At 69.9% G+C, this 24,204-nt stretch carries 28 protein-coding genes; 22 read left to right on the top strand and 6 right to left on the bottom strand.

All coding sequences use genetic code 11. From position 1 onward, the window contains the following. Positions 1–89 precede the first annotated feature (89 nt). Both M3Q35_RS27825 and M3Q35_RS27820 read right to left on the bottom strand, forming a co-directional pair. Entirely contained in the window at positions 90–581 is a 492-nt protein-coding gene (locus M3Q35_RS27825; RefSeq protein WP_273935485.1) for a CHAP domain-containing protein, read from the bottom strand. A gap of 108 nt (positions 582–689) precedes the next feature. Continuing rightward, positions 690–1,097, bottom strand: a complete 408-nt coding sequence (locus M3Q35_RS27820) for a hypothetical protein (RefSeq protein WP_273935484.1) — start codon at positions 1,095–1,097, stop codon at positions 690–692. A gap of 234 nt (positions 1,098–1,331) precedes the next feature. On the opposite strand from M3Q35_RS27820, the gene rpmE reads away from it, so the two are divergent. The 5 genes from rpmE (at position 1,332) to prmC (ending at position 5,966) form a co-directional block, all read left to right on the top strand. Next, a complete protein-coding gene (gene rpmE, locus M3Q35_RS27815; RefSeq protein ID WP_273935483.1) occupies positions 1,332–1,544 on the top strand; it encodes a 50S ribosomal protein L31 in 213 nt (70 codons plus the stop codon). A gap of 478 nt (positions 1,545–2,022) precedes the next feature. Then, entirely contained in the window at positions 2,023–3,351 is a 1,329-nt protein-coding gene (locus M3Q35_RS27810; RefSeq protein ID WP_273935482.1) for a sensor histidine kinase, read from the top strand. Further along, a complete protein-coding gene (locus tag M3Q35_RS27805; protein WP_273935481.1) occupies positions 3,351–3,995 on the top strand; it encodes a LuxR family transcriptional regulator in 645 nt (214 codons plus the stop codon). The genes M3Q35_RS27810 and M3Q35_RS27805 overlap by 1 nt, the downstream gene beginning before the upstream one ends. 14 nt (positions 3,996–4,009) lie before the next feature. Then, positions 4,010–5,098: a peptide chain release factor 1 gene (gene prfA, locus M3Q35_RS27800; protein WP_273935480.1), complete on the top strand. Its 1,089-nt coding sequence runs from the start codon at positions 4,010–4,012 to the stop codon at positions 5,096–5,098. Further along, positions 5,091–5,966, top strand: coding sequence for a peptide chain release factor N(5)-glutamine methyltransferase (gene prmC / locus M3Q35_RS27795; protein ID WP_273935479.1), 876 nt, complete (start codon positions 5,091–5,093; stop codon positions 5,964–5,966). The genes prfA and prmC overlap by 8 nt, the downstream gene beginning before the upstream one ends. On the opposite strand, the gene M3Q35_RS27790 is transcribed toward prmC, so the two are convergent. Continuing rightward, positions 5,947–6,543 (bottom strand): hypothetical protein, encoded by a 597-nt coding sequence (locus M3Q35_RS27790; RefSeq protein ID WP_273935478.1) that lies wholly within the window; start codon positions 6,541–6,543, stop codon positions 5,947–5,949. The genes prmC and M3Q35_RS27790 overlap by 20 nt on opposite strands. A gap of 58 nt (positions 6,544–6,601) precedes the next feature. Here M3Q35_RS27790 and M3Q35_RS27785 point away from each other — a divergent pair, with 58 nt between their 5' ends. The 15 genes from M3Q35_RS27785 (at position 6,602) to M3Q35_RS27715 (ending at position 18,432) form a co-directional block, all read left to right on the top strand. Then, entirely contained in the window at positions 6,602–7,405 is an 804-nt protein-coding gene (locus M3Q35_RS27785; RefSeq protein WP_273935477.1) for a tetratricopeptide repeat protein, read from the top strand. 134 nt (positions 7,406–7,539) lie between these two features. Continuing rightward, entirely contained in the window at positions 7,540–8,187 is a 648-nt protein-coding gene (locus tag M3Q35_RS27780; protein WP_273935476.1) for an L-threonylcarbamoyladenylate synthase, read from the top strand. 156 nt (positions 8,188–8,343) lie between these two features. Continuing rightward, a complete protein-coding gene (locus tag M3Q35_RS27775; protein WP_273935475.1) occupies positions 8,344–9,522 on the top strand; it encodes a glycosyltransferase family 4 protein in 1,179 nt (392 codons plus the stop codon). A 319-nt stretch (positions 9,523–9,841) separates the two neighbouring features. Then, on the top strand, positions 9,842–10,078 hold the full coding sequence (locus tag M3Q35_RS27770) for an AtpZ/AtpI family protein (protein ID WP_273935474.1): 237 nt from the start codon (positions 9,842–9,844) through the stop codon (positions 10,076–10,078). 17 nt (positions 10,079–10,095) lie between these two features. After that, positions 10,096–10,509, top strand: coding sequence for an ATP synthase subunit I (locus M3Q35_RS27765; protein ID WP_273935473.1), 414 nt, complete (start codon positions 10,096–10,098; stop codon positions 10,507–10,509). After that, entirely contained in the window at positions 10,506–11,252 is a 747-nt protein-coding gene (gene atpB, locus M3Q35_RS27760) for a F0F1 ATP synthase subunit A (protein WP_273935472.1), read from the top strand. Before M3Q35_RS27765 ends, atpB begins: the two co-directional genes overlap by 4 nt. A 76-nt stretch (positions 11,253–11,328) precedes the next feature. Continuing rightward, positions 11,329–11,586, top strand: a complete 258-nt coding sequence (locus M3Q35_RS27755; protein ID WP_043722349.1) for a F0F1 ATP synthase subunit C — start codon at positions 11,329–11,331, stop codon at positions 11,584–11,586. A gap of 5 nt (positions 11,587–11,591) precedes the next feature. After that, positions 11,592–12,113 (top strand): F0F1 ATP synthase subunit B, encoded by a 522-nt coding sequence (locus M3Q35_RS27750; RefSeq protein WP_273935471.1) that lies wholly within the window; start codon positions 11,592–11,594, stop codon positions 12,111–12,113. Next, on the top strand, positions 12,113–12,649 hold the full coding sequence (atpF, locus tag M3Q35_RS27745; protein ID WP_273935470.1) for a F0F1 ATP synthase subunit B: 537 nt from the start codon (positions 12,113–12,115) through the stop codon (positions 12,647–12,649). The genes M3Q35_RS27750 and atpF overlap by 1 nt, the downstream gene beginning before the upstream one ends. After that, on the top strand, positions 12,649–13,467 hold the full coding sequence (locus tag M3Q35_RS27740; RefSeq protein ID WP_273935469.1) for a F0F1 ATP synthase subunit delta: 819 nt from the start codon (positions 12,649–12,651) through the stop codon (positions 13,465–13,467). Before atpF ends, M3Q35_RS27740 begins: the two co-directional genes overlap by 1 nt. A gap of 51 nt (positions 13,468–13,518) precedes the next feature. Next, the gene (gene atpA, locus M3Q35_RS27735; RefSeq protein ID WP_273935468.1) at positions 13,519–15,159 is read left to right on the top strand and encodes a F0F1 ATP synthase subunit alpha; all 1,641 of its coding nucleotides are present in this window, start codon (positions 13,519–13,521) and stop codon (positions 15,157–15,159) included. Between the two features lie 6 nt (positions 15,160–15,165). Continuing rightward, positions 15,166–16,056, top strand: coding sequence for a F0F1 ATP synthase subunit gamma (locus tag M3Q35_RS27730; RefSeq protein ID WP_273935467.1), 891 nt, complete (start codon positions 15,166–15,168; stop codon positions 16,054–16,056). 1 nt (position 16,057) lies between these two features. Continuing rightward, positions 16,058–17,482 (top strand): F0F1 ATP synthase subunit beta, encoded by a 1,425-nt coding sequence (gene atpD / locus M3Q35_RS27725; protein WP_273935466.1) that lies wholly within the window; start codon positions 16,058–16,060, stop codon positions 17,480–17,482. A gap of 140 nt (positions 17,483–17,622) precedes the next feature. Continuing rightward, entirely contained in the window at positions 17,623–17,979 is a 357-nt protein-coding gene (locus tag M3Q35_RS27720) for a F0F1 ATP synthase subunit epsilon (RefSeq protein WP_273944491.1), read from the top strand. Between the two features lie 27 nt (positions 17,980–18,006). Then, positions 18,007–18,432: a DUF2550 domain-containing protein gene (locus M3Q35_RS27715; protein ID WP_273935465.1), complete on the top strand. Its 426-nt coding sequence runs from the start codon at positions 18,007–18,009 to the stop codon at positions 18,430–18,432. 92 nt (positions 18,433–18,524) lie between these two features. On the opposite strand, the gene M3Q35_RS27710 is transcribed toward M3Q35_RS27715, so the two are convergent. Continuing rightward, positions 18,525–19,097, bottom strand: a complete 573-nt coding sequence (locus tag M3Q35_RS27710) for a cob(I)yrinic acid a,c-diamide adenosyltransferase (protein ID WP_273935464.1) — start codon at positions 19,095–19,097, stop codon at positions 18,525–18,527. Positions 19,098–19,175: 78 nt separating this feature from the next. Here M3Q35_RS27710 and murA point away from each other — a divergent pair, with 78 nt between their 5' ends. Further along, on the top strand, positions 19,176–20,444 hold the full coding sequence (murA, locus tag M3Q35_RS27705; protein WP_273935463.1) for a UDP-N-acetylglucosamine 1-carboxyvinyltransferase: 1,269 nt from the start codon (positions 19,176–19,178) through the stop codon (positions 20,442–20,444). Positions 20,445–20,468: 24 nt separating this feature from the next. Here murA and M3Q35_RS27700 read toward each other — a convergent pair whose 3' ends face one another. Further along, complete coding sequence (locus M3Q35_RS27700; RefSeq protein ID WP_273935462.1) at positions 20,469–21,080, bottom strand: hypothetical protein; 612 nt, start codon at positions 21,078–21,080, stop codon at positions 20,469–20,471. 200 nt (positions 21,081–21,280) lie between these two features. On the opposite strand from M3Q35_RS27700, the gene M3Q35_RS27695 reads away from it, so the two are divergent. After that, on the top strand, positions 21,281–23,272 hold the full coding sequence (locus M3Q35_RS27695) for a protein meaA (protein WP_273935461.1): 1,992 nt from the start codon (positions 21,281–21,283) through the stop codon (positions 23,270–23,272). A gap of 85 nt (positions 23,273–23,357) precedes the next feature. On the opposite strand, the gene M3Q35_RS27690 is transcribed toward M3Q35_RS27695, so the two are convergent. Then, positions 23,358–24,185, bottom strand: a complete 828-nt coding sequence (locus M3Q35_RS27690) for an alpha/beta fold hydrolase (protein WP_273935460.1) — start codon at positions 24,183–24,185, stop codon at positions 23,358–23,360. Between the last annotated feature and the right edge of the window lie 19 nt (positions 24,186–24,204).

The following is a 24,204-nucleotide window of genomic DNA, read 5'->3' as shown; positions in this document are numbered from 1 at the left end:
AGGGGCCCTTCCTGACGTTCAACGTCAGGAAGGGCCCCTTCCTATCGGTGGGGACCCCGGCGGGGGCTCGCGGTCCCCGGACAGGTGGCTTACTGGTGGGGGCGGGCCGCCGGGGTCCAGCCGCGGTAGGCGTTGAAGTAGTCGACGCCGCCCATGGACCGGGTGACGTGGCCGATGCGGCCGTTGACGCTGGAGGCCCAGAAACCGCCGGCGCCGTCGGAGATGCCGACGTGGCCGTAGGCGCTGATGTTCCAGTAGACGAACGCCCCCAGCGGCGGGTTCTTGTCGCCGGGGTGCTTGGGCGATGCGCCGTTCCAGTGCGCGTTGGCCGAGGCCCAGACACCGGTGGTGCCATAGGCGTTCTCCGCCGCCTTCTCGCAGTAGCCCTGGTAGGCGGTGCTGCCGTTGTGCGCCTGGTACCAGGCGACGGCCCCGGCGGCGGTGCCGTCGCCGGCCGACATGGGCGCGGCGACCACGGCGGGCGCGGCCGAGGCCGTGGCCAGCGGGATGGCGGAGAGTGCGGTGACGGACAGGGTGACGGCTAACGCGGCCTTGGCCACGGTGTGCAGAAAACGGTTCACGTCATGTCCCCTCAGCAGGTGAGTTCCTGACGAGCTGAGGGCGACGCTAGGAGCGTGACCGCGGTCACGTCATCGGCGATTGCCGGGAGTGGAAACGTGAGCGGTCGGTCACGCCCGGTGGTCAGACGAAAGTTGGTAGTCGCTGCGCTCCCACACGCACAACGCCACCGACGCGACCGCCGCCGGCGCGCCGATGGTCACGGCCAGCAGGTCGGGCACGGACAGCCAGCACACCGCGATCCCCGCGGCCAGCACCACAGCGGGGTAGCCGCGGGCGGCCCGGCGCAGCCGCTCCCGGCGGCCCCACGACACCCCGGGGTGCAGCGCCGCCGTCACCGCGGCGGCCGCGCCGAACACCGGCGTCGACAGCGGCACCGAGCCGTCACCCACGCCCAGCACCAGGCACGCGGCCGCGAGCAGGCCCAGCACCGTGGCCGTGAACAGCACCGGCACGGTCAGCCACAGCGCGACCGGCAGCGGCCGCGCCGGCGAGCAGGCTTCGAGCGCGCACGACACGGCCCACAGTGTGGCGAACGGCCCATTCGGCGGGCGGGTGAGGTCGGTATAAGGCCGCTTCCGGCGGTCAGCGGGCCTTCTCGCACGGCGAGTGGTCGACCGGGAACAAACGCCCGACCAGGCCTGTTCTAGCAGGTGTCGGGCCATCTGGCAGAATGGATGGTCGAGAAAGGCTCCGGTTCACCCCAGCACCAGCCACGGGGACCCGGCGGCCGCCGATGAGAGGAACGAGCGATGAAGGCCGGCATTCACCCGGAGTACGTGGAGACGTCCGTGACCTGTGGTTGCGGCAACACCTTCACGACCCACAGCACCAAGCGCGACGGCGCCATCCACGTCGAGGTCTGCTCCAACTGCCACCCGTTCTACACGGGCAAGCAGAAGATCCTGGACACCGGTGGCCGCGTCGCCCGCTTCGAGGCCCGCTACGGCAAGCGCCAGAAGTGAGTGCGTAACTAAAGACGTCGAGAGGGCCCCGTAGCCACTGGCTGCGGGGCCCTCTCGCGTCCTACCTGGCCCGGCCGTCTGGGGGTGCCGGCCGGACCCTGCCCGCGGACGCGGGCGCGTTCTGGCTGGGAATGACTTCGTGCGCCGTGGCGGCGCCGGCTGGGGGCTACCGACGCCGCCACGGTCTTGCATCGCCCCGTCGGGGCTCTCCCGGACCCCGGCGAAGTTCGACACCACCAAGACTGCCCTGGCGCCGCCGGCCGCTCATCGTCAAAATTGGGTATTCGCCCCTGGGCCACGGAAAACGAGCAACCAGATCGCCGATCACCCGGTGACCGATATTCGTGCCCGCGATCCGGATAACGCGTCCGGGGGTCCGGTCGATAGGCCGGTTGGTTGAATCATCACCAAGCGGTCGTTCTCCCACGACCGCGCCGACGTTGTGGGCAGGGGGCTGCGCATGACAGGGCGGGATTGGATGCTGTCGCGAGTACCGGCCGTCCGGGTGCCGGTGGTGGTCGCGGTGCTGGCCACCATCGCGGTGAACCTCTCCCCGGCCCGCACGCTGATGCCGGACCAGGCCGGCCAGCTCGTGCTGGTCATCGCGGTCGCCGGTATCACCGCGTGCGGTGTGGTACTCGCCTTCTTCCTGGCCAGGCTGGACGACAGCAGAGGTATCGGCGGACTGGCCGCCGCCGTAACGGTCTACGCGCTGGTTGTGCTGCCGGCCACGGTCATCGCCTTCACCAGCCCGGACACCCAGCACCTGATGGCGCTGCTGCGGTTCGCCGGCTGCCTGATCTTCCTGGTGCTGATGGCCTTCGCCCTGGTGCCCAGCCAACCGCGCTTGACCATGGGCGTCCCGGGCGGCCTGCTCGGCATCGTGGTCAGCGTCGCGCTGGCCATGCTGATCTACACCACGCCCGCGCTGAACGCGCTGGCGCTGGCCGGCGTGCTGGACCGCTTCGTGGTGGCGGCCTGGATCGCCGTCACCGTCACCTACATCGTGTACGGCATCCGCAACCGGATCCCGATGGCCTACGGCCTCGGCGCCGGCATGCTGGTCGTGGCCATCGCGCTGGTGCTGCGCGACACCGGCAACACCGGCCTCGGCGGCGCCTGCCTGCGGCTGTGCGGGGCGATCATCATGTGCGCGGCGCTGGCCCGGCGGCTGCGCGAGCGGTTCATGACCTCGCAGCTGCGGGTGGACCGCATCGCCGAGCTGGACCACGAGCTGCACAACGTGCTGGCCGGCCTTGACGGCATGACCCACGTGCTCAGCGCCGCCGGCAAGGACGACCGGGAACTGCTCAGCGAGGCCGTCCGCGAGGAGATCGGCCGCCTGCGCAACCTGCTGGACCAGCGAGCCGAGCCGGCCGGGTGCGCGGTCGACCCGGTGCTCACGCGGATCGTCACGCTGCGCCGGACCAACGGCCTCGACGTGGAGCTGGACGTGGAGCCGGGCCTGCGCACGACCATGCCGGCCGACGCGTTCGCCCAGGTCGTGACCAATCTGCTGGCCAACTGCGAGCGCCACGCGCCCGGGGCGAAGGTGCAGGTCAAGGCCAGGGCCAACGGGCGGAGCGTGCACGTCGAGGTGCGTGACGACGGCCCCGGCCTGGCCCCCGAGGTGCGCGGCAAGCTGTTCCGGCGCGGCGTGCACGACGAGTCGCGCGGCGGCAGCGGCCTGGGGCTGCACCTGAGCCAGCAGCTGGTCGGCGCGTCCGGCGGCTCGCTGTCGCTGCGCCCGGCCGCCGACGGCCACGGCACCGTCGCGGCCCTGGCCGTGCCTGCGGGCCGCCCGTGATGGCAAAGCCACCCGTTCTGGTGATCGACGATCACGCGATCGTGGCCACCTCACTGGTGCTGGCGCTGCGGGGGCAGGGCATTCCGGCCCGCCGCTGCCCGGTGACGTCCGAGGCGGAGATCATCGCCGAGGCCGAGTCGGGCGACCAGCGAGGCCTGGTGCTGCTGGACATGGACCTCGGCCTCGACGTCGACGGGGCCGACCTGGTGCTGCCGCTCAAGGCCGCCGGCTGGCGGGTGCTGGTGGTGACCGGGTCGTCCAGCCGCAACCGGATCGCTGCCGCGATCGTCGCCGGCGCGATCGGCTGGGTGTCCAAGACCGCGCCGTTCGAGCAGCTCGTGCAGGCCGCCGCCGCGGCGGTGCACGGCAAGTCGATGCTGTCCGAGCAGGAGCGCCGCGAGCTGTACGAACTCAACCGCGGCGACCAGGACCGGACCCGCCTGCTGGACCGGCTGACCACCCGTGAGCGGGAGGTCCTGGAGCGGCTTGCCGCAGGTCAGCGGGCCGCGAAGGTGGCTGAGGAGTTCGTCGTGTCGGTGGCCACCGTACGCAGCCAGATCCGCTCCATCCTGGCCAAGCTGGAGGTCGGCTCGCAGCTGGAGGCCGTGGCGCTGGCCCGATCGGGTGGCACCTCGACCCGTTAGGCAAACTAGGCAGTGTGACCAGACCCGTCCCTGAGGCCCTCGAGGCGCTGCTGACCGAGTACGTCGAGCTGGAGGAGCGGCTCGCCGACCCCTCGGTGCACGCCGATCAGGCGACGGCACGCAAGCTCGGCCGCCGCTACTCCGAGCTGACGCCGGTGGTGCGCACCATCCGCGAGCTGGAGCAGGTGCGCAGCGACATCGACGCGGCCGAGGAGCTGGCGGGGGAGGACCCGGCGTTCGCCGCCGAGGCCGAGGAGCTGCGCGAGCGGGTGCCGGGCCTGGAGACCAGGCTGACCGAGCTGCTGCTGCCGCGCGACCCGCACGACGCCTCCGACATCGTGATGGAGGTCAAGTCGGGCGAGGGCGGCGAGGAGTCCGCGCTGTTCGCCTCCGACCTGGTGCGGATGTACCTGCGCTACGCCGAGAAGCACGGCTGGAAGGCCGAGATGCTCGACGCCACCGACTCCGATCTCGGCGGCTACAAGGACGCCACGCTCGTGATCAAGTCGAAGGGCAACGACCTCGACGGCGTCTGGGCGCGGCTGAAGTTCGAGGGCGGCGTGCACCGCGTGCAGCGGGTGCCGGTGACCGAGTCGCAGGGCCGCATCCACACCTCGGCCGCCGGCGTGCTGGTCTACCCGGAGGTCGATGACGTCGAGGACGTCGAGATCGACGAGAAGGACCTGCGGGTGGACGTGTTCCGCTCGTCCGGGCACGGCGGCCAGAGCGTCAACACCACCGACTCGGCGGTCCGGATCACGCACATCCCGACCGGCATCGTGGTGTCCTGCCAGAACGAGCGCTCGCAGCTGCAGAACAAGGCCCGCGCCATGGACGTGCTGAAGTCCCGGCTGCAGGCTCTGGCCGAGGAGAAGGCGCAGGCCGAGGCCTCGCAGAACCGGCGGAGCCAGGTCCGCACGGTGGACCGCTCCGAGCGCATCCGCACGTACAACTTCCCGGAGAACCGGATCTCCGACCACCGGATCAACTTCAAGGCGCACAACCTGGACCTGGTGCTGGCCGGCGAGCTCGACCCGCTGCTGGACGCGCTGGCCGAGGCCGACCGGGCCGAACGGCTGGCCTCGGTGGGCAGCAATGGCTGACGTGCGGCACCGGCAGCCGTTGCGGCTGGCCATCCTCGACGCCGAGCGGATCCTGTCCGCCGCCGGCATCGACAGCGCCCGGTTCGACGCCGAGGAGATCGCCGCGCACGTGGTCGGCGTGGAGCGGATGAAGCTGCCGCTGGTGCCGCTGGTCGACCCGCAGGTGATCGACGGCATCGGCAAGCTCGTGCACCAGCGGGCCAAGCGGATTCCCTTGCAGCACCTGCTGGGTTGGGCCCCGCTGGGACCGATCACAGTGGACGTCGGGCCCGGCGTTTTCATCCCGCGGCCGGAGACCGAGCTGCTGTGGGAATGGGGTTTGGCTGCCCTGCAAGGGAAATCGCACCCGGTTGTGGTTGATCTCTGCACCGGATCGGCCGCGTTGGCCTTGGCGGTAGCGCATTCCCGGCCCGACGCGATCGTGCACGCCGTGGAGATGGACCGCTCGGCGCTGGCCTGGGCCCGGCGCAACGCCGACAAGCAGGCCGCCGCCGGCGACACCCCGATCCGGCTGCACGCCGCCGACGTCACGACGCCCGGCGTACTGTCCGAACTGGACGGTTCCGTCGACCTCGTGCTGTGCAATCCTCCTTACGTGCCAATGGGAACCGTGGTGCCGCCGGAGGTGGCCGACCACGATCCCGTGCAGGCCGTGTTCTCCGGCGGCGACGGCCTCGACGTCATCCGGCACGTCGTCGGGCTGGCCGCGCGCCTGCTCGTGTCCGGTGGTGGCGTGGCCATCGAGCACGACGACACGCAGGGCGAGTCCGTACCGGCGCTGCTGGCTTCGCGACGAGTGCTGACCGACGTACAGGACCACCTGGATCTGCCCGGCAGCCCCCGATTCGCTACTGCACGGAGGAGCTAGCGACCATCGAGTCGAACAGTGGCGACGTCTGCGCCCAGTCGGCGGTCGGGGCCGAGGCGTAGACGTCGTACTGGGTGCCCTTGGCGTTCCAGTAGAGGATCTTCACGTGCCGCGGCTGGCCGTTGAGGCTGTAGGTGAACTCCCACAGCACGGCCGGATTGTCGTGGAACTTCTGTTGGTTCATCTGGACGCGCTGGTAACCCGGTTGGGTGGACCAGGACTGCTTCTCGTAGGCGGTCAGCCAGGTGTAGAGATCGGCTTCGCCGGCCACGCCCTGGTAACGCACGAAGCGGCCGCCGGCCCCGCCGTGCTGCGGGTCGTCGGCCTGGAAGCCGTTGCGGATGGGGCTGATCTGCCAGCCGTCGGGCACCGCCGTCACCAGCCCGGCCGGGCCGTTGACCTGCTGAAACCCCGCCGCCGGACCGGCAACCGCAGTCGTCGGCGCGAGCTGGGCGGCCACCGGGGAGCCGGCCACCGCGGTGCTGCCGTGCGCGGCCAGCAGTGTCACGCCGACCAGGCTGCCCGCGACCAGGTAGCCCACCGCCGCGACCAGCGCCAGCTGTAGTGGAGTGCGCACGGCCCTCCCCATCCGGAAGAATGCGAGCCGAACCAAGCCTACTGAGCGAGGGCCGCGGATGGGCAACGACTGGCAGGCCAGCCGGGAGTGGGTGGACATCTCCACCAAGTGGCGGCTGGTGCCGACGGGGCTGCGGTCGTCACGTCCGGAGGACCCGTTCGCGCAGGGCTGGCTGCGGATGGAGGACGGCGACCTCGAGCAGGCCCAGCGGCTGTTCGAGGAGGCGTGCCGGATCCGCGGCGACGGCAACGACTACGTGGCCCTCGGCGACGTGCATGTGGCCCATCGGGACTGGGCCGCTGCCGAGTCGCAGTTCCGGCGGGCCCTCGTCGTGGCCCCGCTGTCCATCTTGGCTGTGCTCGGCCTGTCCCTCGTGCGGGCCGCCACCGGTCACGCCGACACCGCCGTGGCCGAATTGGACGTGTTGGCCCGGACCCGCAAGGGCGATCCGGTCATCGGCTACTACCTGGCCGTGGCCCTGCTGGCCCGTACCGTCGAGGTGAGGACCGAGACCGGTGACGGTCGCCTGCTCATCGGCGACGTCAAGCAGTTGGAGCAGTGCGAGGACCTGTCCCGGCGAGTGGCCCTGTCCGGCACCGACGACGCCGAGCTGCTCGCCGCCGCGCGGTCGCTGCTCGCCGAGACCCAGTCCGGTCGCGAGTGGATCTGGACCGCCCCGCGCAACGCCGCCTTCCTCGGCGGCGTCGCCGCCCTGTTCGGCGTGGTGCCGATCATCCTCGGTGGACTGCTCGGCAGCTGGCCGCTTGTCCTTGCCGGACTGGTGATCGGCGCCGCCGCCATCTTCTACGCGGTCTACACCTACCGCCGCCAGCGTTGGCAGCTCCGCGCCCTCTCCCGCTGACCACCGCATTGATGGGGCGTCCCCACGACTGTCACGTGCGGCGCGTATTTGACGCTGGGAGGCAAATACGCGCCGCATGTGACTTCTGGGGGTGGGCGGTGGGGGTGGTGGGGGCTCTGTCAGGATCGTCGGCCGTGAGCACTGTTTATGACTGTTCCCGGCAGGACAGCCGTGAGGCGGGGCTGGCCGCGGCGGCCGGCGCGGTCCGCTCGGGCCGTCTGGTGGTGCTGCCCACGGACACGCTGTACGGCATCGGCTGCGATGCGTTCGACGCGGCGGCGGTGCGGTCGCTGTTGGAGGCCAAGGGGCGCGGGCCAGACATGCCGATCCCGGTGCTGGTCGGCTCCTGGCAGACGATCGACGGCCTGGTCTTCTCCGTGCCGACGCAGGCCCGCCAGCTGATCGAGGCGTTCTGGCCGGGCGGCCTGTCGCTCGTGCTGAACCACGCCCCGTCGCTGAACTGGGACCTTGGCGAGACCCGCGGCACGGTGATGCTGCGCATGCCGCTGCACCCGGTGGCGATCGAGCTGCTGCGCGAAGTGGGCCCGATGGCGGTGTCCAGCGCCAACCGCAGCGGTAACGCCCCGGCGACGACGGCGGCCGACGCGCAGGCGCAGCTGGCCGACTCGGTGGCGGTGTACCTGGACGGCGGCCCGGCCGACAAGGGCGTCGCGTCCACGATCCTGGACCTGACCGGCGCGAAGCCGTTGGTGCTGCGGGAAGGCGCGATCACGATCGCCGAGCTCAACGACGTGCTGGGCGAGGACGTCGTCAGCAAGTGATCAACTAGCCCCCGGGCCGGTCACCACACGGATGGCGGTAGCGTGGTGGGCACCTCGCCGATGCAGGGAAGGACGCCTTCACTGCATTGGATGCAGTGAAGGCGTCCTTCCCTGCATCATTCCCACCGCCGCCAGCACAAGGAGCGTCAGCACGCCGTGGGTACCCAGTTGCCAACCCAGGCGGCCGGCCTGTTGCCCGTCCGGGAGTACCTCCTGGTCGGACTGACCGCCGCCGCGGTGACGTTCCTGCTCACCGGGCTGGTCCGGGTGCTGGCGATCCGGCTGGGCGCGGTGGCCAACCCGCGCACCCGCGACGTGCACGTCACGCCGATCCCGCGGATGGGCGGGCTGGCCATGTACGCCGGCGTGCTGGCGGCGATGCTGCTGGCCCACCAGCTGCCGGTGTTGCGCGTGGCCTACACGTACTCGCTGGCGCCGTGGGGCGTCGTGCTGGCCGGCCTGCTGATCACGCTGGTCGGCGCGATCGACGACCGGTTCGAGCTGGACTCGCTGACCAAGCTGGCCGGCCAGGTCACCGCGGCCGGCATCCTGGTCGTGTTCGGCGTGCAGTGGCTGGCCTTCTGGGTGCCGTGGGACGGACTGAACGGCAGCTACGGCTCGGTCCTGGTGCTGGGCCCGAGCCAGGGCACGCTGCTGACCATGCTGCTGACCGTCACCATGGTCAACGCGATGAACTTCGTGGACGGCCTCGACGGCCTCGCCGCCGGGATCGGCTTCATCGCCGCCGCGGCCACCTGCGCGTTCTCCCTCGGGCTGCTGGACCAGCGCGGTGGCGACGCGCACCTGTACCCGCCGGCCCTGATCTCGGCCGCGCTGGCCGGCGCCTGTCTGGGCTTCCTGCCGCACAACTTCAATCCGGCCAAGATATTCATGGGCGACTCGGGGTCCATGCTGATCGGCCTGATGCTGGCCGCGGCCAGCACCTCGCAGGCCGGCGACCTGAACTACTCGGTGGCCGACCCGCGTGACCTGATCGCGCTGCTGACCCCGCTGATCGTGGTGGCGGCGGTGCTGTTCATCCCGCTGCTGGACCTGATCATGGCCATCATCCGGCGCACGCGTAAGGGCCTGAGCATCGGCAGCGCCGACAAGATGCACCTGCACCACCGGTTCCTGGAGATCGGCCACTCGCAGCGCCGGGCGGTGCTGCTGATCTACCTGTGGGCCGGGCTGCTCGCGTTCGGCGCGGTGGCGCTGGCCTTCGCCCCGGTGGAGGTGGTGATCTTCGGTGTCGCCGCTGGTCTGCTGCTCGCGCTGGGGGTTTCCGCGGTGCCGCGGCTCAAGGCGGCGCGGGCCGCCGCACGCGGCAACTAGGTCCATATCGGGCGAATTGTCAAGGCTGTAGAGGGAATTAACGAACCGGAGCTTGCGTCCGCGCGTATAGTCCTTGGGGTTGCAGACTCGCTGGACGCACCACGAGCCCGTCTCTGAGGGCCCGTGGCAGTGGCGTCCGTACGCTGTGGTAGCGTTCGCCGTGTCTCCGAACGACGGGGACCTGCCGACCCAGTGACCGTTCGGATAACCGAGGTCACGGCCGACACAAAGCTCGGACGGCGCCGCTACGACGAGGAGCTGCCCTTGACTGATCGTCATCTCTCCGTGCGCGCTGCGGGATAGCGACAGCCGTCCTGTCATGTCCGCCACCGAGCCCAACGACGGCCGCCCCGAAGTAGGTCGGCCGAGCATGTGGAGCCTGATCGGATTGGGCTCCGGAGCCGTGGGTCTTGTCGTCGGCGGAGTAGGACTCGGATGGTGGTTGGACTCCGTCCTGCACACCGTTCCGGTCTTCGTATTCATCGGCTTGGCACTGGGGATGGTCAGTGCCTGGGTATTCGCCTATGCCAAGCTGCGCAAGTTCCTGAAACAATGAGGTTCGAGGGGAAAAGCATGTCAGCCGGGGAAGCTGCGTCGCCCACTCCCATCCACGTCCAGCGGATCATCGATCTGAAGCGTCCGCTGCTGATGGCGGCCGCGATGGGGGTTCTCGCGCTCGTCGCGTCGGGCCTGCTGGGCCACATCCTGATGGGCGTCTTCGGCGTCGTCGGCCTCGGGCTCGGCCTGCTCAACACCCGCCTCGTCCAGCGCTCGGTCGGCAAGGTGACGGTCACCGAGAACCCGAACAAGAAGGCGCTCGCCTTCTCCGCGCTCGGGCGGCTCGCCATCATCACCGCGATCGCCATCGGGGTCTACTTCCTGGTGCGGCCGGACGGCATCGGCATCTTCCTCGGCCTCGCGGTCTTCCAGCTCATCATGATCGCCAGTACCTCGGCATCGGCAGTGAAGGGGCTTCGCCAGCAATGACGACGCAGAATGTGGCCGCGTCGCAGATCGAGGTCGGAACGCACCTGTTCCGCTTCGAGCTGTTCGGCTTGACGTTCAACGGGGACACGTTGCTGGCCAGCGCGGTGGCCGCCGCGGTGCTGATCGCGCTGGCGTTCGCGCTGCGCGCGAAGATCACTGCCGGCGTGCCCGGTGGCGTCCAGCTCTTCTTCGAGACCATCACCGGCGCGGTGCGGTCCCAGGTGGAGAACCTGATCGGGCTGCGGATCGCGCCCTTCGTGGTGCCGCTGGCCATGACGCTGTTCCTGTTCATCCTGGTCGCGAACTGGCTGGCCGTGCTGCCGGTGCAGATCGGCGGCCACGACTTCATCCCGCCGCCCGCGGCGGACGCCAACTTCACCTGGGCCCTGGCCCTGCTGGTGTTCATCTGGTACCAGGTCGCCGGCGCCCGCCGCCGCGGCGCGGGCAAGCACCTGGTGCAGCTGGCCAAGGGCCACGTCGCCGGGATGGCGCCGCTGAACATCATCGAGGAGCTGGCCAAGCCGATCTCGCTCTCGCTGCGGCTTTTCGGCAACGTCTTCGGTGGCACCATCATGGTGTCGCTGATCATGGGCATGTTCCCGGCGTACATCCTGTGGGCGCCGAACGTGATCTGGAAGCTCTTCGACCTGTTCGTCGGACTGATCCAGGCATTCATCTTCGCTCTGCTGACGATTCTCTACTTCAGTCAGTCCATGGAGCTGCACGAGGAGGAGCACCACTGATCCCCCCGACAGCTCTCTGCTTGGCTTAGTACGACATTCACCACAGGCATCAAAGAAATATTCGATTAGGAGAGTCATGGCTGACCTCAACAGCGCCATCATCACCGCTGGCGCCTACATCGGTGGCGGTCTCATCCTCGGTGGTGGCGCGATCGGCGCCGGTATCGGTGACGGTATCGCTGGTAGCCAGTTCATCGCCGGTGTTGCCCGCCAGCCGGAGGCCCAGGGCCGCCTGTTCCTCCCGTTCTTCATCACCGTCGGTCTGGTCGAGGCCGCGTACTTCATCAACCTGGCGTTCATGGCCCTGATCGTCTTCTCCCAGCCGGGGGCCTGATCTCCATGGATCAGCAGGTTCTCGCGGCGCAGGAAAACTTCCTGCTGCCCAACGGCACCTTCTGGGGCGAGCTGATCATCTTCGCCATCGTCCTGGTGGTCATTTGGCGCTTCGTGCTGCCGCCGGTGCAGAAGGCGCTGAAGGACCGCGAGGACATGGTCAGCAAGGAGGCCGAGCAGTCGCGCAAGGCGGCGGAGACCTTCGAGCAGGCCCAGGTGAAGTACAACGAGGCGTTGGCCGAGGCCCGGGCCGAGTCCGCGGCGATCCGGGACGAGGCGCGGGCCGAGGGCCAGCGCGTCCTGGACGACCTGCGGCAGCGGGCCCAGGCCGAGGCCGACCAGATCGTGCAGCGGGGCGACGAGCAGTTGGCCGCGCAGCGCGCTCAGGTCCTCGCCGAGTTGCGCACCCACGTCGGTGAGCTGTCGACGTCGCTGGCCGGTCGGGTCGTCGGCGGCGAGCTCGCCCCCGCGGCGCGCGGCAACGCCAACGTCGACCGGATTCTCGGCGAGCTGGAGGGGAACGGCTGATGGACGAGGTTCTCGCGTACGTCGCTGAGCTCGTCGCCTTCGCGATCATCGTCTTCTTCATCGTGCGGTACGTCGTGCCGCCGGTGCGCAAGGCGATGCAGGCTCAGCAGGAGAAGATCCGCATCCAGATCGAGCGGGCCGCGGAGACCGAGAAGCGGCTGGCCGTCGCCGAGGCGAAGTTCGCCGACGCGCAGGTCGAGGCCCGCCAGGAGGCGGCGAAGATCCGCGACAACGCGCGGGCCGACGCCCAGCGCATCGTCGAGGAGCTGCGGGCGCAGGCCGACCGCGAGGTCGAGCGCATCCGGCTGCGGGGCGAGGAAGAGCTCGCCAACCGCCGCCAGCACCTGCTCCGCGAGCTGCACGCCTACCTCGGTCAGCGTTCGGTCGAAGTGGCCGATCGCCTGGTCGAGGAGCACCTGGCCGACGCGGGCGCCCGCAGCGCCACCGTCGACCGGTTCCTGGAAGAGCTGGACGCGATGTCCGCCCGTGACGCGGCGGCCCAGCCGTCGCTGGTCGCGAGCAAGGGAGAGAGCTGATGCACGCCGCAAGTCGTGAGGCGCTCGCCGCGGCCGAACTCCGGCTGCTCGACGTCATCGACGGCGCCGACGACCAGGGCCTGGTGACGCTGGGCGAGGAGCTGTTCGCCGTCGTCCGGCTGCTGATCGACGAGCACGCGCTGCGCCGCGCCGTCTCGGACCCGGCGTCCGAGCCGCAGGCCCGTGAGGGCCTGGTGCGCAACCTGCTGGCCAGCAAGGTCGGCGAGGGCACGCTCAAGGTGCTGTCGGCGGCCGTCACGGCCCGCTGGTCCAGCGCCCGCGAGCTGCTGGACGGCCTGGAATCGCTGGCCCGCACCGCGCTGCTGGTCCGCGCCGAGCGCGGCAACCGGCTCGACGCGGTCGAGGACGAGCTGTTCCGGCTCGGCCGCATCATCGCCGGCCAGGCCGAGCTGGCCCAGGTCCTCGGCGGCAGCGGCGGCAACGCCGCCGGCAAGGCCGCGCTGGTCGACTCGCTGGTCGCCGGCAAGGTCGAGCCGGTGACCGAGATCCTGGTCCGCCAGCTGGTGACCACGCCGCGGGGCCGCGACATCGTCGCCGGCCTCGAGGAGCTCACCGCGGTCGCCGCCCGGCGCCGCGAGCGCTCCGTCGCCTACGTGCGGTCGGCCGTCGAGCTGACCGCGGCGCAGGTGGACCGGCTGGCCTCGGCATTGCAGCGGATCTACGGCCGTCAGGTCGTGCCGCATGTCGAGATCGACCCGGCGGTGCGCGGCGGTCTGGTGGTCAAGGTCGGTGACGAGGTCATCGACGGCAGCGTCGCCGGTCAGCTCGACCAGCTGCGACGCAATCTGGCCGGCTGAGTCGGCTCCCGAACGTAGATTTGCCCAGAGCGAAGTGAGAGCAGGAACGACATGGCGGAGCTGACGATCTCGTCGGACGAGATCCGCAGTGCGATCGAGAACTACGTCTCCAGCTACTCCCCGGACGTCAACCGGGAAGAGGTCGGCACCGTCACCGCGACGGGTGATGGCATCGCCTTTGTCGAGGGCCTGCCTTCCGCTGTGACCAACGAGCTGCTGGAGTTCCCGGGCGGCATCCTCGGTGTGGCGCTCAACCTGGACGTGCGTGAGATCGGCGCGGTCATCCTCGGCGGCTACGAGTCGATCGAGGAGGGCCAGGAGGTCAAGCGGACCGGCAAGGTGCTGTCCGTGCCGGTCGGCGACGGCTTCCTCGGCCGCGTGGTGAACCCGCTGGGCCAGCCCATCGACGGCCTCGGCGACATCGTGAACGACGACGAGCGCGTCCTCGAGCTTCAGGCCGCGACCGTGATGCAGCGCCAGCCGGTGAAGGAGCCGCTGCAGACCGGCATCAAGGCGATCGACTCGCAGACGCCGATCGGCCGCGGCCAGCGCCAGCTGATCATCGGCGACCGCAAGACCGGCAAGACCACGGTCTGCATCGACACGATCATCAACCAGAAGCAGGCCTGGGAGACCGGCGACCCCAAGCAGCAGGTGCGCTGCGTGTACGTCGCCATCGGTCAGAAGGGCTCCACCATCGCCGCCGTGAAGACGGCGCTGGAGGACGCGGGCGCGCTGGAGTACACCACCATCGTCGCCGCCCCGGCGTCCGACCCGGCCGGCTTCAAGTGGCTGGCCCCGTACACCGGCTCGGCCATCGGCCAGCACTGGATGTACCAGGGCAAGCACGTCCTGATCGTGTTCGACGACCTGACCAAGCAGGCCGAGGCCTACCGGGCCATCTCCCTGCTGCTGCGCCGTCCGCCGGGCCGCGAGGCCTACCCGGGCGACGTCTTCTACTTGCACTCCCGTCTGCTGGAGCGCTGCGCGAAGCTGTCCGACGACCTGGGCGCGGGCTCGATGACCGGTCTGCCGATCATCGAGACGAAGGCCAACGACATCTCGGCCTACATCCCGACCAACGTCATCTCCATCACCGACGGCCAGTGCTTCCTCGAGTCCGACCTGTTCAACCAGGGCCAGCGCCCGGCGGTCAACGTCGGTGTGTCGGTCTCCCGGGTCGGTGGCTCGGCGCAGATCAAGGCCATGCGCAAGGTGGCCGGCTCGCTGCGTCTCGACCTGTCGCAGTACCGGGAGCTGGAGGCGTTCGCCGCCTTCGCCTCCGACCTCGACGACGTGTCCAAGGCCCAGCTGGCCCGCGGTGCGCGGCTGTACGAGCTGCTCAAGCAGCCCGCCTACAACCCGTTCCCGGTCGACGAGCAGGTCGCCTCGATCTACCTCGGCACCCGTGGCCACCTGGACTCGGTGCCGATCGAGGACATCCGCCGCTTCGAGGCCGACTTCCTTGAGCACCTGCGGCACAACGAGGCCGGCATCCTCGCCGACATCCGCGACAGCCGCGACCTCTCGGACGAGACCGAGGAGCGCCTGGTCAAGGCCATCGCGACGTTCAAGAAGGGCTTCACCGCCTCCGACGGCTCGTCGGTCGTGGAGCATCCGGCGGACGCCATGGACGAGGACGAGGTCGGCCACGAGTCCGTGCAGGTCAACCGGCCCGCGCCGAAGAAGTGACGCGACATGGCAGCTGAGCTTCGAGTTCTTCGCCAGAAGATCAGGGCGGTCAAGTCCACCCAGAAGATCACTCGTGCCTACGAGCTGATCGCCACCTCGCGCCTGCCCAAGGCGCAGCAGCGGATGGCCGCGTCCCGGCCGTACGCCGACGAGATCACCCGCGCGCTGACCGAGCTCGCCACGGTCTCCACGCTGGACCACCCGCTGCTGGTGGCCCGGCCGGAGCCCAAGCGGGCCGCGGTGCTGGTGGTGACCAGCGACAAGGGCATGTGCGGCGCCTACAACTCCGCGGTCCTCAAGCGGGCCGAGGAGCTCCAGTCGCTGCTGCGTGAGCAGGGCAAGACCCCGGTGCTGTACGTCATCGGCCGCAAGGGCATGACGTACTACAGCTTCCGCAACCGGGAGCTGGCCGGGTCCTGGTTCGGCACGTCGGACCAGCCGAACTACGCCACCGCGGCGGAGGCCGGCTCGGCCCTGGTCGAGTCGTTCATGTCCGAGGAGGGCGTGGACGAGGTGCACGTGGTGTACACCGAGTTCAAGTCCATGCTGACGCAGAGCCCGGTGGCCAAGCAGGTCGCGCCGCTCGAGGTCGAGTACGCCGAGGAGCCGACCACGTCGCGCACCTCGTACGAGTTCGAGCCGGAGGCCGAGCAGCTGCTCGGCGCGCTGCTGCCCAAGTACATCAACACGCGCCTGTTCTCGGCGCTGTTGGAGGCGGCGGCGTCCGAGCTGGCTTCCCGCCAGCGCGCCATGAAGGCGGCGACGGACAACGCGAACGACCTGCTCCGCGACTACAGCCGCCAGGCCAACGCCGCGCGCCAGGCCCAGATCACCCAGGAGATCAGCGAGATCGTCGGTGGCGCCAACGCCCTCGCAGCCGCAGGAAGTGATGAGTGAGATGACTACCGCAACCGCCAGCTCCACCGGCCGCATCGCTCGCGTCCTCGGCGCCGTCGTCGACGTCGAGTTCCCGCGTGGCGCGGTGCCCGAGCTGTTCAACGCCCTCAACGTTCAGGTCGACACGGCCGGCATCAACCGGCTGCTGACCCTGGAGGTCGCCCAGCACCTCGGCGACAACCTGGTCCGCACCATCTCGATGCAGCCCACCGACGGCCTGGTCCGTGGCCACGCGGTCACCGACACCGGCAAGCCGATCTCGGTGCCGGTCGGCGACATCGTCAAGGGCCACATCTTCAACGCGCTCGGCGAGTGCCTCGACGAGCCGGGCTACGCCAAGGACGCCGAGCACTGGGGCATCCACCGCAAGGCGCCGGCGTTCGACGCCCTCGAGGGCCGCACCGAGATGCTGGAGACCGGCCTCAAGGTGATCGACCTGCTCACCCCGTACGTGCAGGGTGGCAAGATCGGCCTGTTCGGCGGTGCCGGTGTCGGCAAGACGGTGCTCATCAAGGAGATGATCATCCGTGTTGCCCGTAACTTCGGTGGCACCTCGGTGTTCGCCGGCGTCGGCGAGCGCACCCGTGAGGGCAACGACCTCATCCTGGAGATGACCGAGGACGGCGTCATCAACGACACCGCCCTGGTCTTCGGCCAGATGGACGAGCCGCCGGGCACGCGTCTTCGCGTCGCCCTGTCCGCGCTGACCATGGCGGAGTACTTCCGCGATGTGCAGAACCAGGACGTGCTGCTGTTCATCGACAACATCTTCCGGTTCACCCAGGCCGGTTCCGAGGTGTCCACGCTGCTCGGCCGTATGCCGTCCGCCGTGGGTTACCAGCCGACCCTGGCCGACGAGATGGGTGAGCTCCAGGAGCGCATCACCTCGACCCGTGGCCGGTCGATCACCTCGATGCAGGCGATCTACGTGCCCGCCGACGACTACACCGACCCGGCGCCGGCCACCACCTTCGCCCACCTGGACGCCACCACCGAGCTTTCCCGTGTGGTGTTCTCCAAGGGCATCTTCCCGGCCGTGGACCCGCTGGTGTCCACGTCCACCATCCTCAACCCGGCGATCGTCGGCGAGGAGCACTACCGCGTCGCCCGCGAGGTCGTCCGGCTGCTGCAGAAGTACAAGGACCTGCAGGACATCATCGCCATCCTCGGCATCGACGAGCTGTCGGAAGAGGACAAGGTGACGGTGCAGCGGGCCCGCCGCATCGAGCGCTTCCTGTCGCAGAACATGTACTCCGCCGAGCAGTTCACCGGTCAGCCCGGCTCGACCGTGCCGCTCAAGGAGAGCGTCGAGGCGTTCGACAAGATCGCCAAGGGCGAGTTCGACCACTACCCCGAGCAGGCGTTCTTCATGTGCGGCGGCCTCGAGGACCTGGAGAAGAAGTACAAGGAGCTCACCGGTAAGTGAGTTTCCGCGGTGGGGGTGCCGGTCGCGAGACCGGCACCCCCACCGCGCACTCCGGGCTACAGCGAAGCTGTCGCCCGAATGCATTCCGTAACCGATAGAATCGGTCCTCGAGGTCGACGAAGGAGATGAACGTGGCCGAGATGTCCGTCGAGTTGGTCGCCGTCGAGCGTCGTCTGTGGTCGGGCCAGGCCACGATGGTTCTCGCGCGGACGATCGAGGGCGAGATCGGCATCCTGCCTCGCCACATCCCGCTGCTCGGCCAGCTGGTCGACGGCCACGCGGTCGAGATCCGCACCACCGACGGCGGCGTAGTCAGGGCCGCGGTGCACGGCGGCTTCATCTCGATCAGCGACCGCGGCGTGAGCATTCTGGCCGAGTCCGCGGAGCTGGCCGACGAGATCGACGTCAACGCCGCCCGAGCCGGTCTGGACAGCGACGACGAGGCAGCGCGGACCAGAGCAGCCGCCCAGCTGCGCGCCGCGGGCCAGACGGTCTGAGCCGGGCTGACGGGCGGGGCCGTGGACATGACTTGGATCGTGGGAGTGGTCCTGGTCGTCACGGCCGGGGGGCTGGGCCTGCTGGCCTGGCGCCGGCTACGGCTGTTGCGCGCCGGCGGCGTGCACGTGGCCCTGCGGGGCCGTAAGGACGACAGCGGCCGCGGCTGGCAGCTGGGTGTCGGCCGCTATCGCGGTGACGAGTTCGTCTGGTACCGGGTGCTGTCCGTGCGTTCGGGCCCGGACAAGGTGATCCGCCGTGACGGCCTGGAGATCGACGCCCGGCGCGAGCCCACCGGCCCGGAGACCTACTCGATGCCCCTGGGCTCCATGGTGATCAGCTGCCACGGCCCGGACGGCACCGTCGAGATCGCCATGGGCGTCGACGCCATGACCGGCTTCCTGTCCTGGCTCGAATCCAGCCCTCCCGGCAGCGCCATCCCCTGGGCCAGCTGACAACCCCCGCGAGTCCCGCTTAGCGTCACACCGAAATGCATGAATCCGTTTCACGCATTCGGTATGACTGTGGGCGGGACTCGCGGGGGTTCTTAGGCGTTGCCGCCGGGCTGCCAGAGGACGTCGCCGTCGGGGTTGGCCACGCGGGCCAGGATGAACAGCAGGTCGGACAGCCGGTTGAGGTACTTGGCGGCCAGCACGTTGGTCTGCTCCGCCTCGGCCTCCAGCAGGGCCCAGGTGGCCCGCTCGGCCCGGCGGGTGATGGTGCGGGCCTGGTGCAGCAGCGCCGCCCCGGGCGTGCCGCCGTTGAGGATGAACGACTTGAGCGCCGGCAGGTCGGCGTTGTGCTCGTCGCACCAGCCTTCCAGGCGGTCGACGTAGGCCTGGGTGACCCGCAGCGGCGGATACTTCGGATCGGGGACGATCGGCGTGCAGAGGTCGGCTCCGACGTCGAAGAGGTCGTTCTGGATCTTGCGGAGCAACCCGGAGAGCTCCTCGGGCAACTGACCGAGTGCGATGGCCACCCCGATGGCCGCGTTGGTCTCGTCGACGTCGGCGTAGGCGGCCAGCCGGGGCGAGGTCTTGGGGACGCGGCTGAAGTCGCCGAGGGCGGTGGTGCCGTCGTCGCCGACACGGGTGTAGATGCGGGTCAGGTGCACGGACATACCCGGACCCTAGGCCTTTTCCCGTTTCCGTACGATGGTCGGCGGCTCCCGCCGGGCGAAAACGCTAGGAGATACAGGTTGAGCGAGCATTTCAGGGTCGAGGGCGGGGCACGGCTGGTCGGCACGGTCGACGTGGTCGGCGCCAAGAACAGCGTGCTCAAGCTGATGGCCGCGGCCCTGCTGGCCGAGGGCACGACCACGCTCACCAACTGCCCGGAGATCCTGGACGTGCCGCTGATGGCGGACGTGCTGCGCGACCTGGGCTGTGACGTCGTCGTGGACGGCGGCACCGTCACCATCACCACGCCGGCCCAGCTCAACCACGAGGCCACGTCCCCGTCGGTGGGCAAGCTGCGGGCCTCGGTGTGCGTGTTGGGGCCGCTGGTGGGCCGCTGCAAGCGCGCCGTGGTGGCGCTGCCCGGAGGCGACGCGATCGGCCAGCGTCCGCTGGACATGCACCAGAGCGGCCTGCGCCAGCTCGGTGCGACCAGCACGATCGAGCACGGCTGCGTGGTGGCCCAGGCCGAGGATCTGCGCGGCGCGCAGATCTGGCTGGACTTCCCCAGCGTGGGGGCGACCGAGAACATCCTGATGGCCGCGGTGCTGGCCAACGGCACGACGGTGATCGACAACGCCGCCCGCGAGCCGGAGATGAGCGACCTCTGCACGATGCTGGTGCAGATGGGGGCCAAGATCGAGGGCGCCGGCACGTCCACGCTGACCGTGCACGGCGTCGAGAAGCTGGAGCCGACGAACCACCGGGTGATCGGCGACCGGATCGTCGGCGCGACCTGGGGCTTCGCCGCCGCCGTCACGCGGGGCGACATCACGGTGCGCGGCGTCGACCCGCACCACCTCGACCTCGTGCTGGAGAAGCTGCGGATGGCCGGCGCGGACGTCACGCCGAACGAGGACGGCTTCCGCGTGGTGATGAGCCAGCGGCCCAAGGCGGTCGACTTCGTGACGCTGCCCTACCCGGGCTTCGCCACCGACCTCCAGCCGTTCGCCATCGCCATGGCCGCGGTGGCCGACGGCACGTCGATGATCACGGAGAACCTGTTCGAGTCCCGGTTCCGGTTCATCGAGGAGATGGTCCGGATGGGCGCGGACGCCCGCACCGACGGCCACCACGCGGTCGTGCGCGGCCTCGACCGGCTGTCGGCGGCCCCGGTGTGGGCCTCGGACATCCGGGCCGGCGTCGGCCTGGTGCTGGGCGCGCTGTGCGCCGACGGCGTCACCGACGTGTGGGACGTCTTCCACATCGACCGCGGCTACCCGCAGTTCGTGGAGAACATGCAGCGGCTCGGCGGCAACGTCGAGCGGGTCGCCGCGGCGCCGGAGCAGTAGGCCTGACGCCACGGCTTGGCCGGCTCAGATCTGGTACGCGCGGTCGCGGGCCAGGGTGAGCAGCTGGTCGGTGCTCAGCGGGAACGTCTTGTGGATCGCGCCGCTGGGCTCGCCGCCGTCCCGCTCCGGCAGGTAGTTGTGCTCCTGCACCAGGACCAGGGTGCCGTCGCTGCGCAGGTTCTCGGCGAACCGGGTGGTGGCGGTGCCGGCCGGGGTCTGCTCGTCGTTCTCCAGCACGTAGGTGTGCGAGCCGTTGGTCTCGCGCCGCGTGGTGCACCGCGTGACCTTGGCGCAGCCCTGCTGGAGCGCGTCGAGCGTGGTCGGGCCGGAGACCTGGATGTACAGGTTCTCGCCGCCGTCGGCGTCGGTGAACCAGACCTGGCCGCCGAGGTAGCTCTGCCCGTTGAACTGGCTGACCCGGTCGTTGCCGAAGTCGGACAGGTCGATGTCACGGGCGCCGGGCACCAGCTTCGGGAACACCGCCGCGGTGTGCTCACGGTTGGCCGTCTGCTGGGCGTAGAGCTGGTCCCAGGTCGGCTGGCCGTGCGGGGCCGGCGCGGCGGTGGCGATGGCCGCGGCCGGCACGGTGAGCAGGGTCAACGCGGCGGCGATGGCGGCGGCGGTGCGGACAACCATGGTGGTCCCCCTTGGATTGATGATCATTACGTGGGGGATGACGCCGGCCGTTTCCCACCGGTTGCCGGGCCGGGTGTGACCGGTTTCGGTTTCACCGCGAGCGGGACCTTCTCGATCGATCGTGTGAGGAACTCCACCGGGCAACCGTTGTTACCCGCCAGTACGCTGGGTCGACACGACGCCGTGACCGGAGGTGGGCCGTGCCGTACCCGACCGATCGCGACCGCGACCGACCGTGGGTGATGCGCACCTACGCCGGACACTCGTCGGCGGCCGCGTCCAACGCGCTCTACCGCCGCAACCTGGCCAAGGGCCAGACCGGCCTGTCGGTGGCGTTCGACCTGCCGACGCAGACCGGCTACGACTCCGACCACGAGCTGGCCAAGGGCGAGGTCGGCAAGGTCGGCGTGCCCGTCGCGCACATCGGCGACATGCGCCAGCTGTTCGACCAGATCCCCATGGCCGAGGCCAACACGTCGATGACGATCAACGCCACGGCCATGTGGCTGCTGGCGCTCTACGTCAGCGTCGCCGAGGAAGACGGCGCCGACGTGACGAAGCTGGCCGGCACCACGCAGAACGACATCATCAAGGAGTACCTGTCCCGCGGCACGTACGTGTTCCCGCCCGGGCCGAGCCTGCGGCTGATCACCGACATGGTCGCGTGGACCGTGGCGAATGTGCCGAAGTGGAACCCGATCAACGTCTGCTCGTACCACCTCCAGGAGGCCGGTGCGACGCCGGTTCAGGAGATCGCGTACGCGATGTGCACGGCCATCGCCGTGCTGGACGCGGTCCGCGACTCCGGGCAGGTGCCGGCCGAGCGCATGGGCGACGTGGTCGCCCGCATCTCCTTCTTCGTCAACGCCGGCGTGCGGTTCGTCGAGGAGATGTGCAAGATGCGGGCGTTCGCGCAGCTGTGGGACGAGGTCACCCGCGACCGCTACGGCATCGCCGACCCCAAGCAGCGCCGCTTCCGCTACGGCGTGCAGGTCAACTCGCTGGGGCTGACCGAGGCCCAGCCGGAGAACAACGTGCAGCGGATCGTGCTGGAGATGCTGGCGGTTTCCTTGTCCCGCAACGCAAGGGCCCGTGCGATCCAGCTGCCGGCGTGGAACGAGGCGCTCGGGCTGCCGCGGCCGTGGGACCAGCAGTGGGCGCTGCGCATGCAGCAGGTGCTGGCCTACGAGACGGATCTGCTGGAGTACGAGGACATCTTCGACGGCTCGCACGTGGTGCAGGCCAAGGTGGACGAGCTGCTGGCCGGGGCCCGCGAGGAGATCGACCGCGTGCAGGCCATGGGCGGCGCGGTCGCCGCCGTCGAGAGTGGCTACATGAAGTCCTCGCTGGTGAGCTCGCTGGCCGAGCGCCGTCGTCGGCTGGAGGCCGGCGAGGACGTGATCGTCGGCGTGAACAAGTTCGACACCAGCGAGCCGTCGCCGTTGCAGGCCGAGGGCGCGAAGGCCATCGAGACCATCGATCCGGCGGTGGAGAAGCACGCCGTGGAGGCGTTGCAGCGTTGGCGTTCTGAGCGGGACAACGCGGCCGTCGAGGCGTCGCTGGCGGCCCTGCGGGACGCCGCCAAGACCGACGAGAACCTGATGGAGGCCAGCCTGGCCTGCGCCCGGGCCGGCGTGACGACCGGCGAGTGGGCGGCCGCGCTACGCGAGGCGTTCGGCGAATACCGTGCCCCGACCGGGGTTTCCGCCGCCGCGGCGGTCGGCGAGGCCGGGTCGGCCATCGCCGCTGTGCGGGAACGCGTGCAGGAGACCGGAAAGCAGCTCGGCGAGCGGCTGCGGATCCTGGTCGGCAAGCCCGGGCTGGACGGCCATTCCAACGGGGCCGAGCAGATCGCCGTGCGGGCCCGTGACGTCGGCTTCGAGGTGATCTACCAGGGGATCCGGCTGACCCCGGCGCAGATCGTGGCCGCCGCGGTGCAGGAGGACGTGCACATCGTCGGCCTGTCCGTGCTGTCCGGCTCGCACCTGGAGGTCGTGCCGGCGGTCGTGGATGGCCTGCGCGCCGCCGGTGCCGGCGAGGTGCCGGTGATCGTCGGCGGCATCATCCCGCCCGACGACGCCGCCGTGCTCGCCGAACGCGGTGTGGCCCGCGTCTTCACGCCCAAGGACTACGAGCTCACCCAGATCATGGACGAGATCGTCACCGTCATCCGCACCGCCAACCAGCTGTAACCCCCACCCCGAACGTTTGGAACGGACCATTCCTCTACTCCGAGTAGAGGAATGGTCCGTTCCAAACTTCAGGTCGTGGACGAAGTCAGCGGGTGGTGGCGGTGGCGGCGGCGATGATCTGGGCCGTGACGGCGTGGGGCTGCGAGACGAGGACGGCGTGCGAGGCGCCCTTGATCTCGACGGTGTGGGCGTGGGCCCGCTGCGCCATCCACTCCTGGGCCTGCACCGGGATGTTCTTGTCACCGGTCGGGATGATCGACCACGACGGGATGCTGTGCCAGGCGGCGTCGCCCGAGGCCTCGGTCAGCGCGGCCTGGGTGACCGGGCGCTGGGTGGCGGCCATCAGCTTGGCCTGCGGCAGCGGCACGTCGGCGGCGAACTGCTTGGGGAACAGGTCCTGCTTGACGTAGAAGTCGGTGTTGCCGTCGGGCAGCGCGACCGTCTGGATGGTGGCGGCCAGCGTGCTGCCGGGGAACTTGTTGGTCAGGCCGAGCGCGGACTCGCCCTTCTCCGGCAGGAACGCGGCCACGTAGACCAGGGCCTTGACGTTCTTCTCGCCCAGCGCGGCGTTGGTGATGACCTGGCCGCCGTAGGAGTGGCCGACCAGGATGACGTCGCCCTTGACGCTCTCGATGAGACCGCGGATGGCCGCGGCGTCGGTGGCGACGCTGCGCAGCGGGTTGGCCGCCGCGATGACCGGGTAGCCGCGGCGCTCCAGCTCGGTGATCTCCCCGTTCCAGCTGGACGCGTCGGCGAAGGCGCCGTGCACCAGGATCACCGTGGGCTTCGGGCCGCCGTGGTTGTCGGCGACGTCCGAGGTGGCCGAGGAGGACGGCGCCAGGGCCAGACCGGCGGTGACGGCCAGGGCGGCGCCGATGGCCAGGGTGCGGGTGATGGTGGCCTTGATGCTCATCTCGGTGACTCCTTCGTGG

The organism is Kutzneria chonburiensis (assembly GCF_028622115.1).
GTDB classification, from domain to species: Bacteria; Actinomycetota; Actinomycetes; order Mycobacteriales; family Pseudonocardiaceae; genus Kutzneria; species Kutzneria chonburiensis.
This window is presented reverse-complemented; position numbering and strand designations above follow the sequence as displayed.

Excerpts from the sequence above, each read along its gene's own strand:
- rpmE (WP_273935483.1), top strand. The coding sequence starts at position 1,332 with ATGAAGGCCGGCATTCACCCGGAGTACGTGGAGACGTCCGTGACCTGT.
- M3Q35_RS27810 (WP_273935482.1), top strand. The coding sequence starts at position 2,023 with ATGCTGTCGCGAGTACCGGCCGTCCGGGTGCCGGTGGTGGTCGCGGTG.
- M3Q35_RS27805 (WP_273935481.1), top strand. The coding sequence starts at position 3,351 with ATGGCAAAGCCACCCGTTCTGGTGATCGACGATCACGCGATCGTGGCC.
- prmC (WP_273935479.1), top strand. The coding sequence starts at position 5,091 with ATGGCTGACGTGCGGCACCGGCAGCCGTTGCGGCTGGCCATCCTCGAC.
- M3Q35_RS27785 (WP_273935477.1), top strand. The coding sequence starts at position 6,602 with ATGGGCAACGACTGGCAGGCCAGCCGGGAGTGGGTGGACATCTCCACC.
- M3Q35_RS27770 (WP_273935474.1), top strand. The coding sequence starts at position 9,842 with ATGTCCGCCACCGAGCCCAACGACGGCCGCCCCGAAGTAGGTCGGCCG.
- M3Q35_RS27765 (WP_273935473.1), top strand. The coding sequence starts at position 10,096 with ATGTCAGCCGGGGAAGCTGCGTCGCCCACTCCCATCCACGTCCAGCGG.
- atpB (WP_273935472.1), top strand. The coding sequence starts at position 10,506 with ATGACGACGCAGAATGTGGCCGCGTCGCAGATCGAGGTCGGAACGCAC.
- M3Q35_RS27755 (WP_043722349.1), top strand. The coding sequence starts at position 11,329 with ATGGCTGACCTCAACAGCGCCATCATCACCGCTGGCGCCTACATCGGT.
- M3Q35_RS27750 (WP_273935471.1), top strand. The coding sequence starts at position 11,592 with ATGGATCAGCAGGTTCTCGCGGCGCAGGAAAACTTCCTGCTGCCCAAC.
- atpF (WP_273935470.1), top strand. The coding sequence starts at position 12,113 with ATGGACGAGGTTCTCGCGTACGTCGCTGAGCTCGTCGCCTTCGCGATC.
- M3Q35_RS27740 (WP_273935469.1), top strand. The coding sequence starts at position 12,649 with ATGCACGCCGCAAGTCGTGAGGCGCTCGCCGCGGCCGAACTCCGGCTG.
- atpA (WP_273935468.1), top strand. The coding sequence starts at position 13,519 with ATGGCGGAGCTGACGATCTCGTCGGACGAGATCCGCAGTGCGATCGAG.
- M3Q35_RS27730 (WP_273935467.1), top strand. The coding sequence starts at position 15,166 with ATGGCAGCTGAGCTTCGAGTTCTTCGCCAGAAGATCAGGGCGGTCAAG.
- atpD (WP_273935466.1), top strand. The coding sequence starts at position 16,058 with ATGACTACCGCAACCGCCAGCTCCACCGGCCGCATCGCTCGCGTCCTC.
- M3Q35_RS27720 (WP_273944491.1), top strand. The coding sequence starts at position 17,623 with ATGTCCGTCGAGTTGGTCGCCGTCGAGCGTCGTCTGTGGTCGGGCCAG.
- M3Q35_RS27715 (WP_273935465.1), top strand. The coding sequence starts at position 18,007 with ATGACTTGGATCGTGGGAGTGGTCCTGGTCGTCACGGCCGGGGGGCTG.
- M3Q35_RS27710 (WP_273935464.1), bottom strand. The coding sequence starts at position 19,097 with ATGTCCGTGCACCTGACCCGCATCTACACCCGTGTCGGCGACGACGGC.
- M3Q35_RS27700 (WP_273935462.1), bottom strand. The coding sequence starts at position 21,080 with ATGGTTGTCCGCACCGCCGCCGCCATCGCCGCCGCGTTGACCCTGCTC.
- M3Q35_RS27690 (WP_273935460.1), bottom strand. The coding sequence starts at position 24,185 with ATGAGCATCAAGGCCACCATCACCCGCACCCTGGCCATCGGCGCCGCC.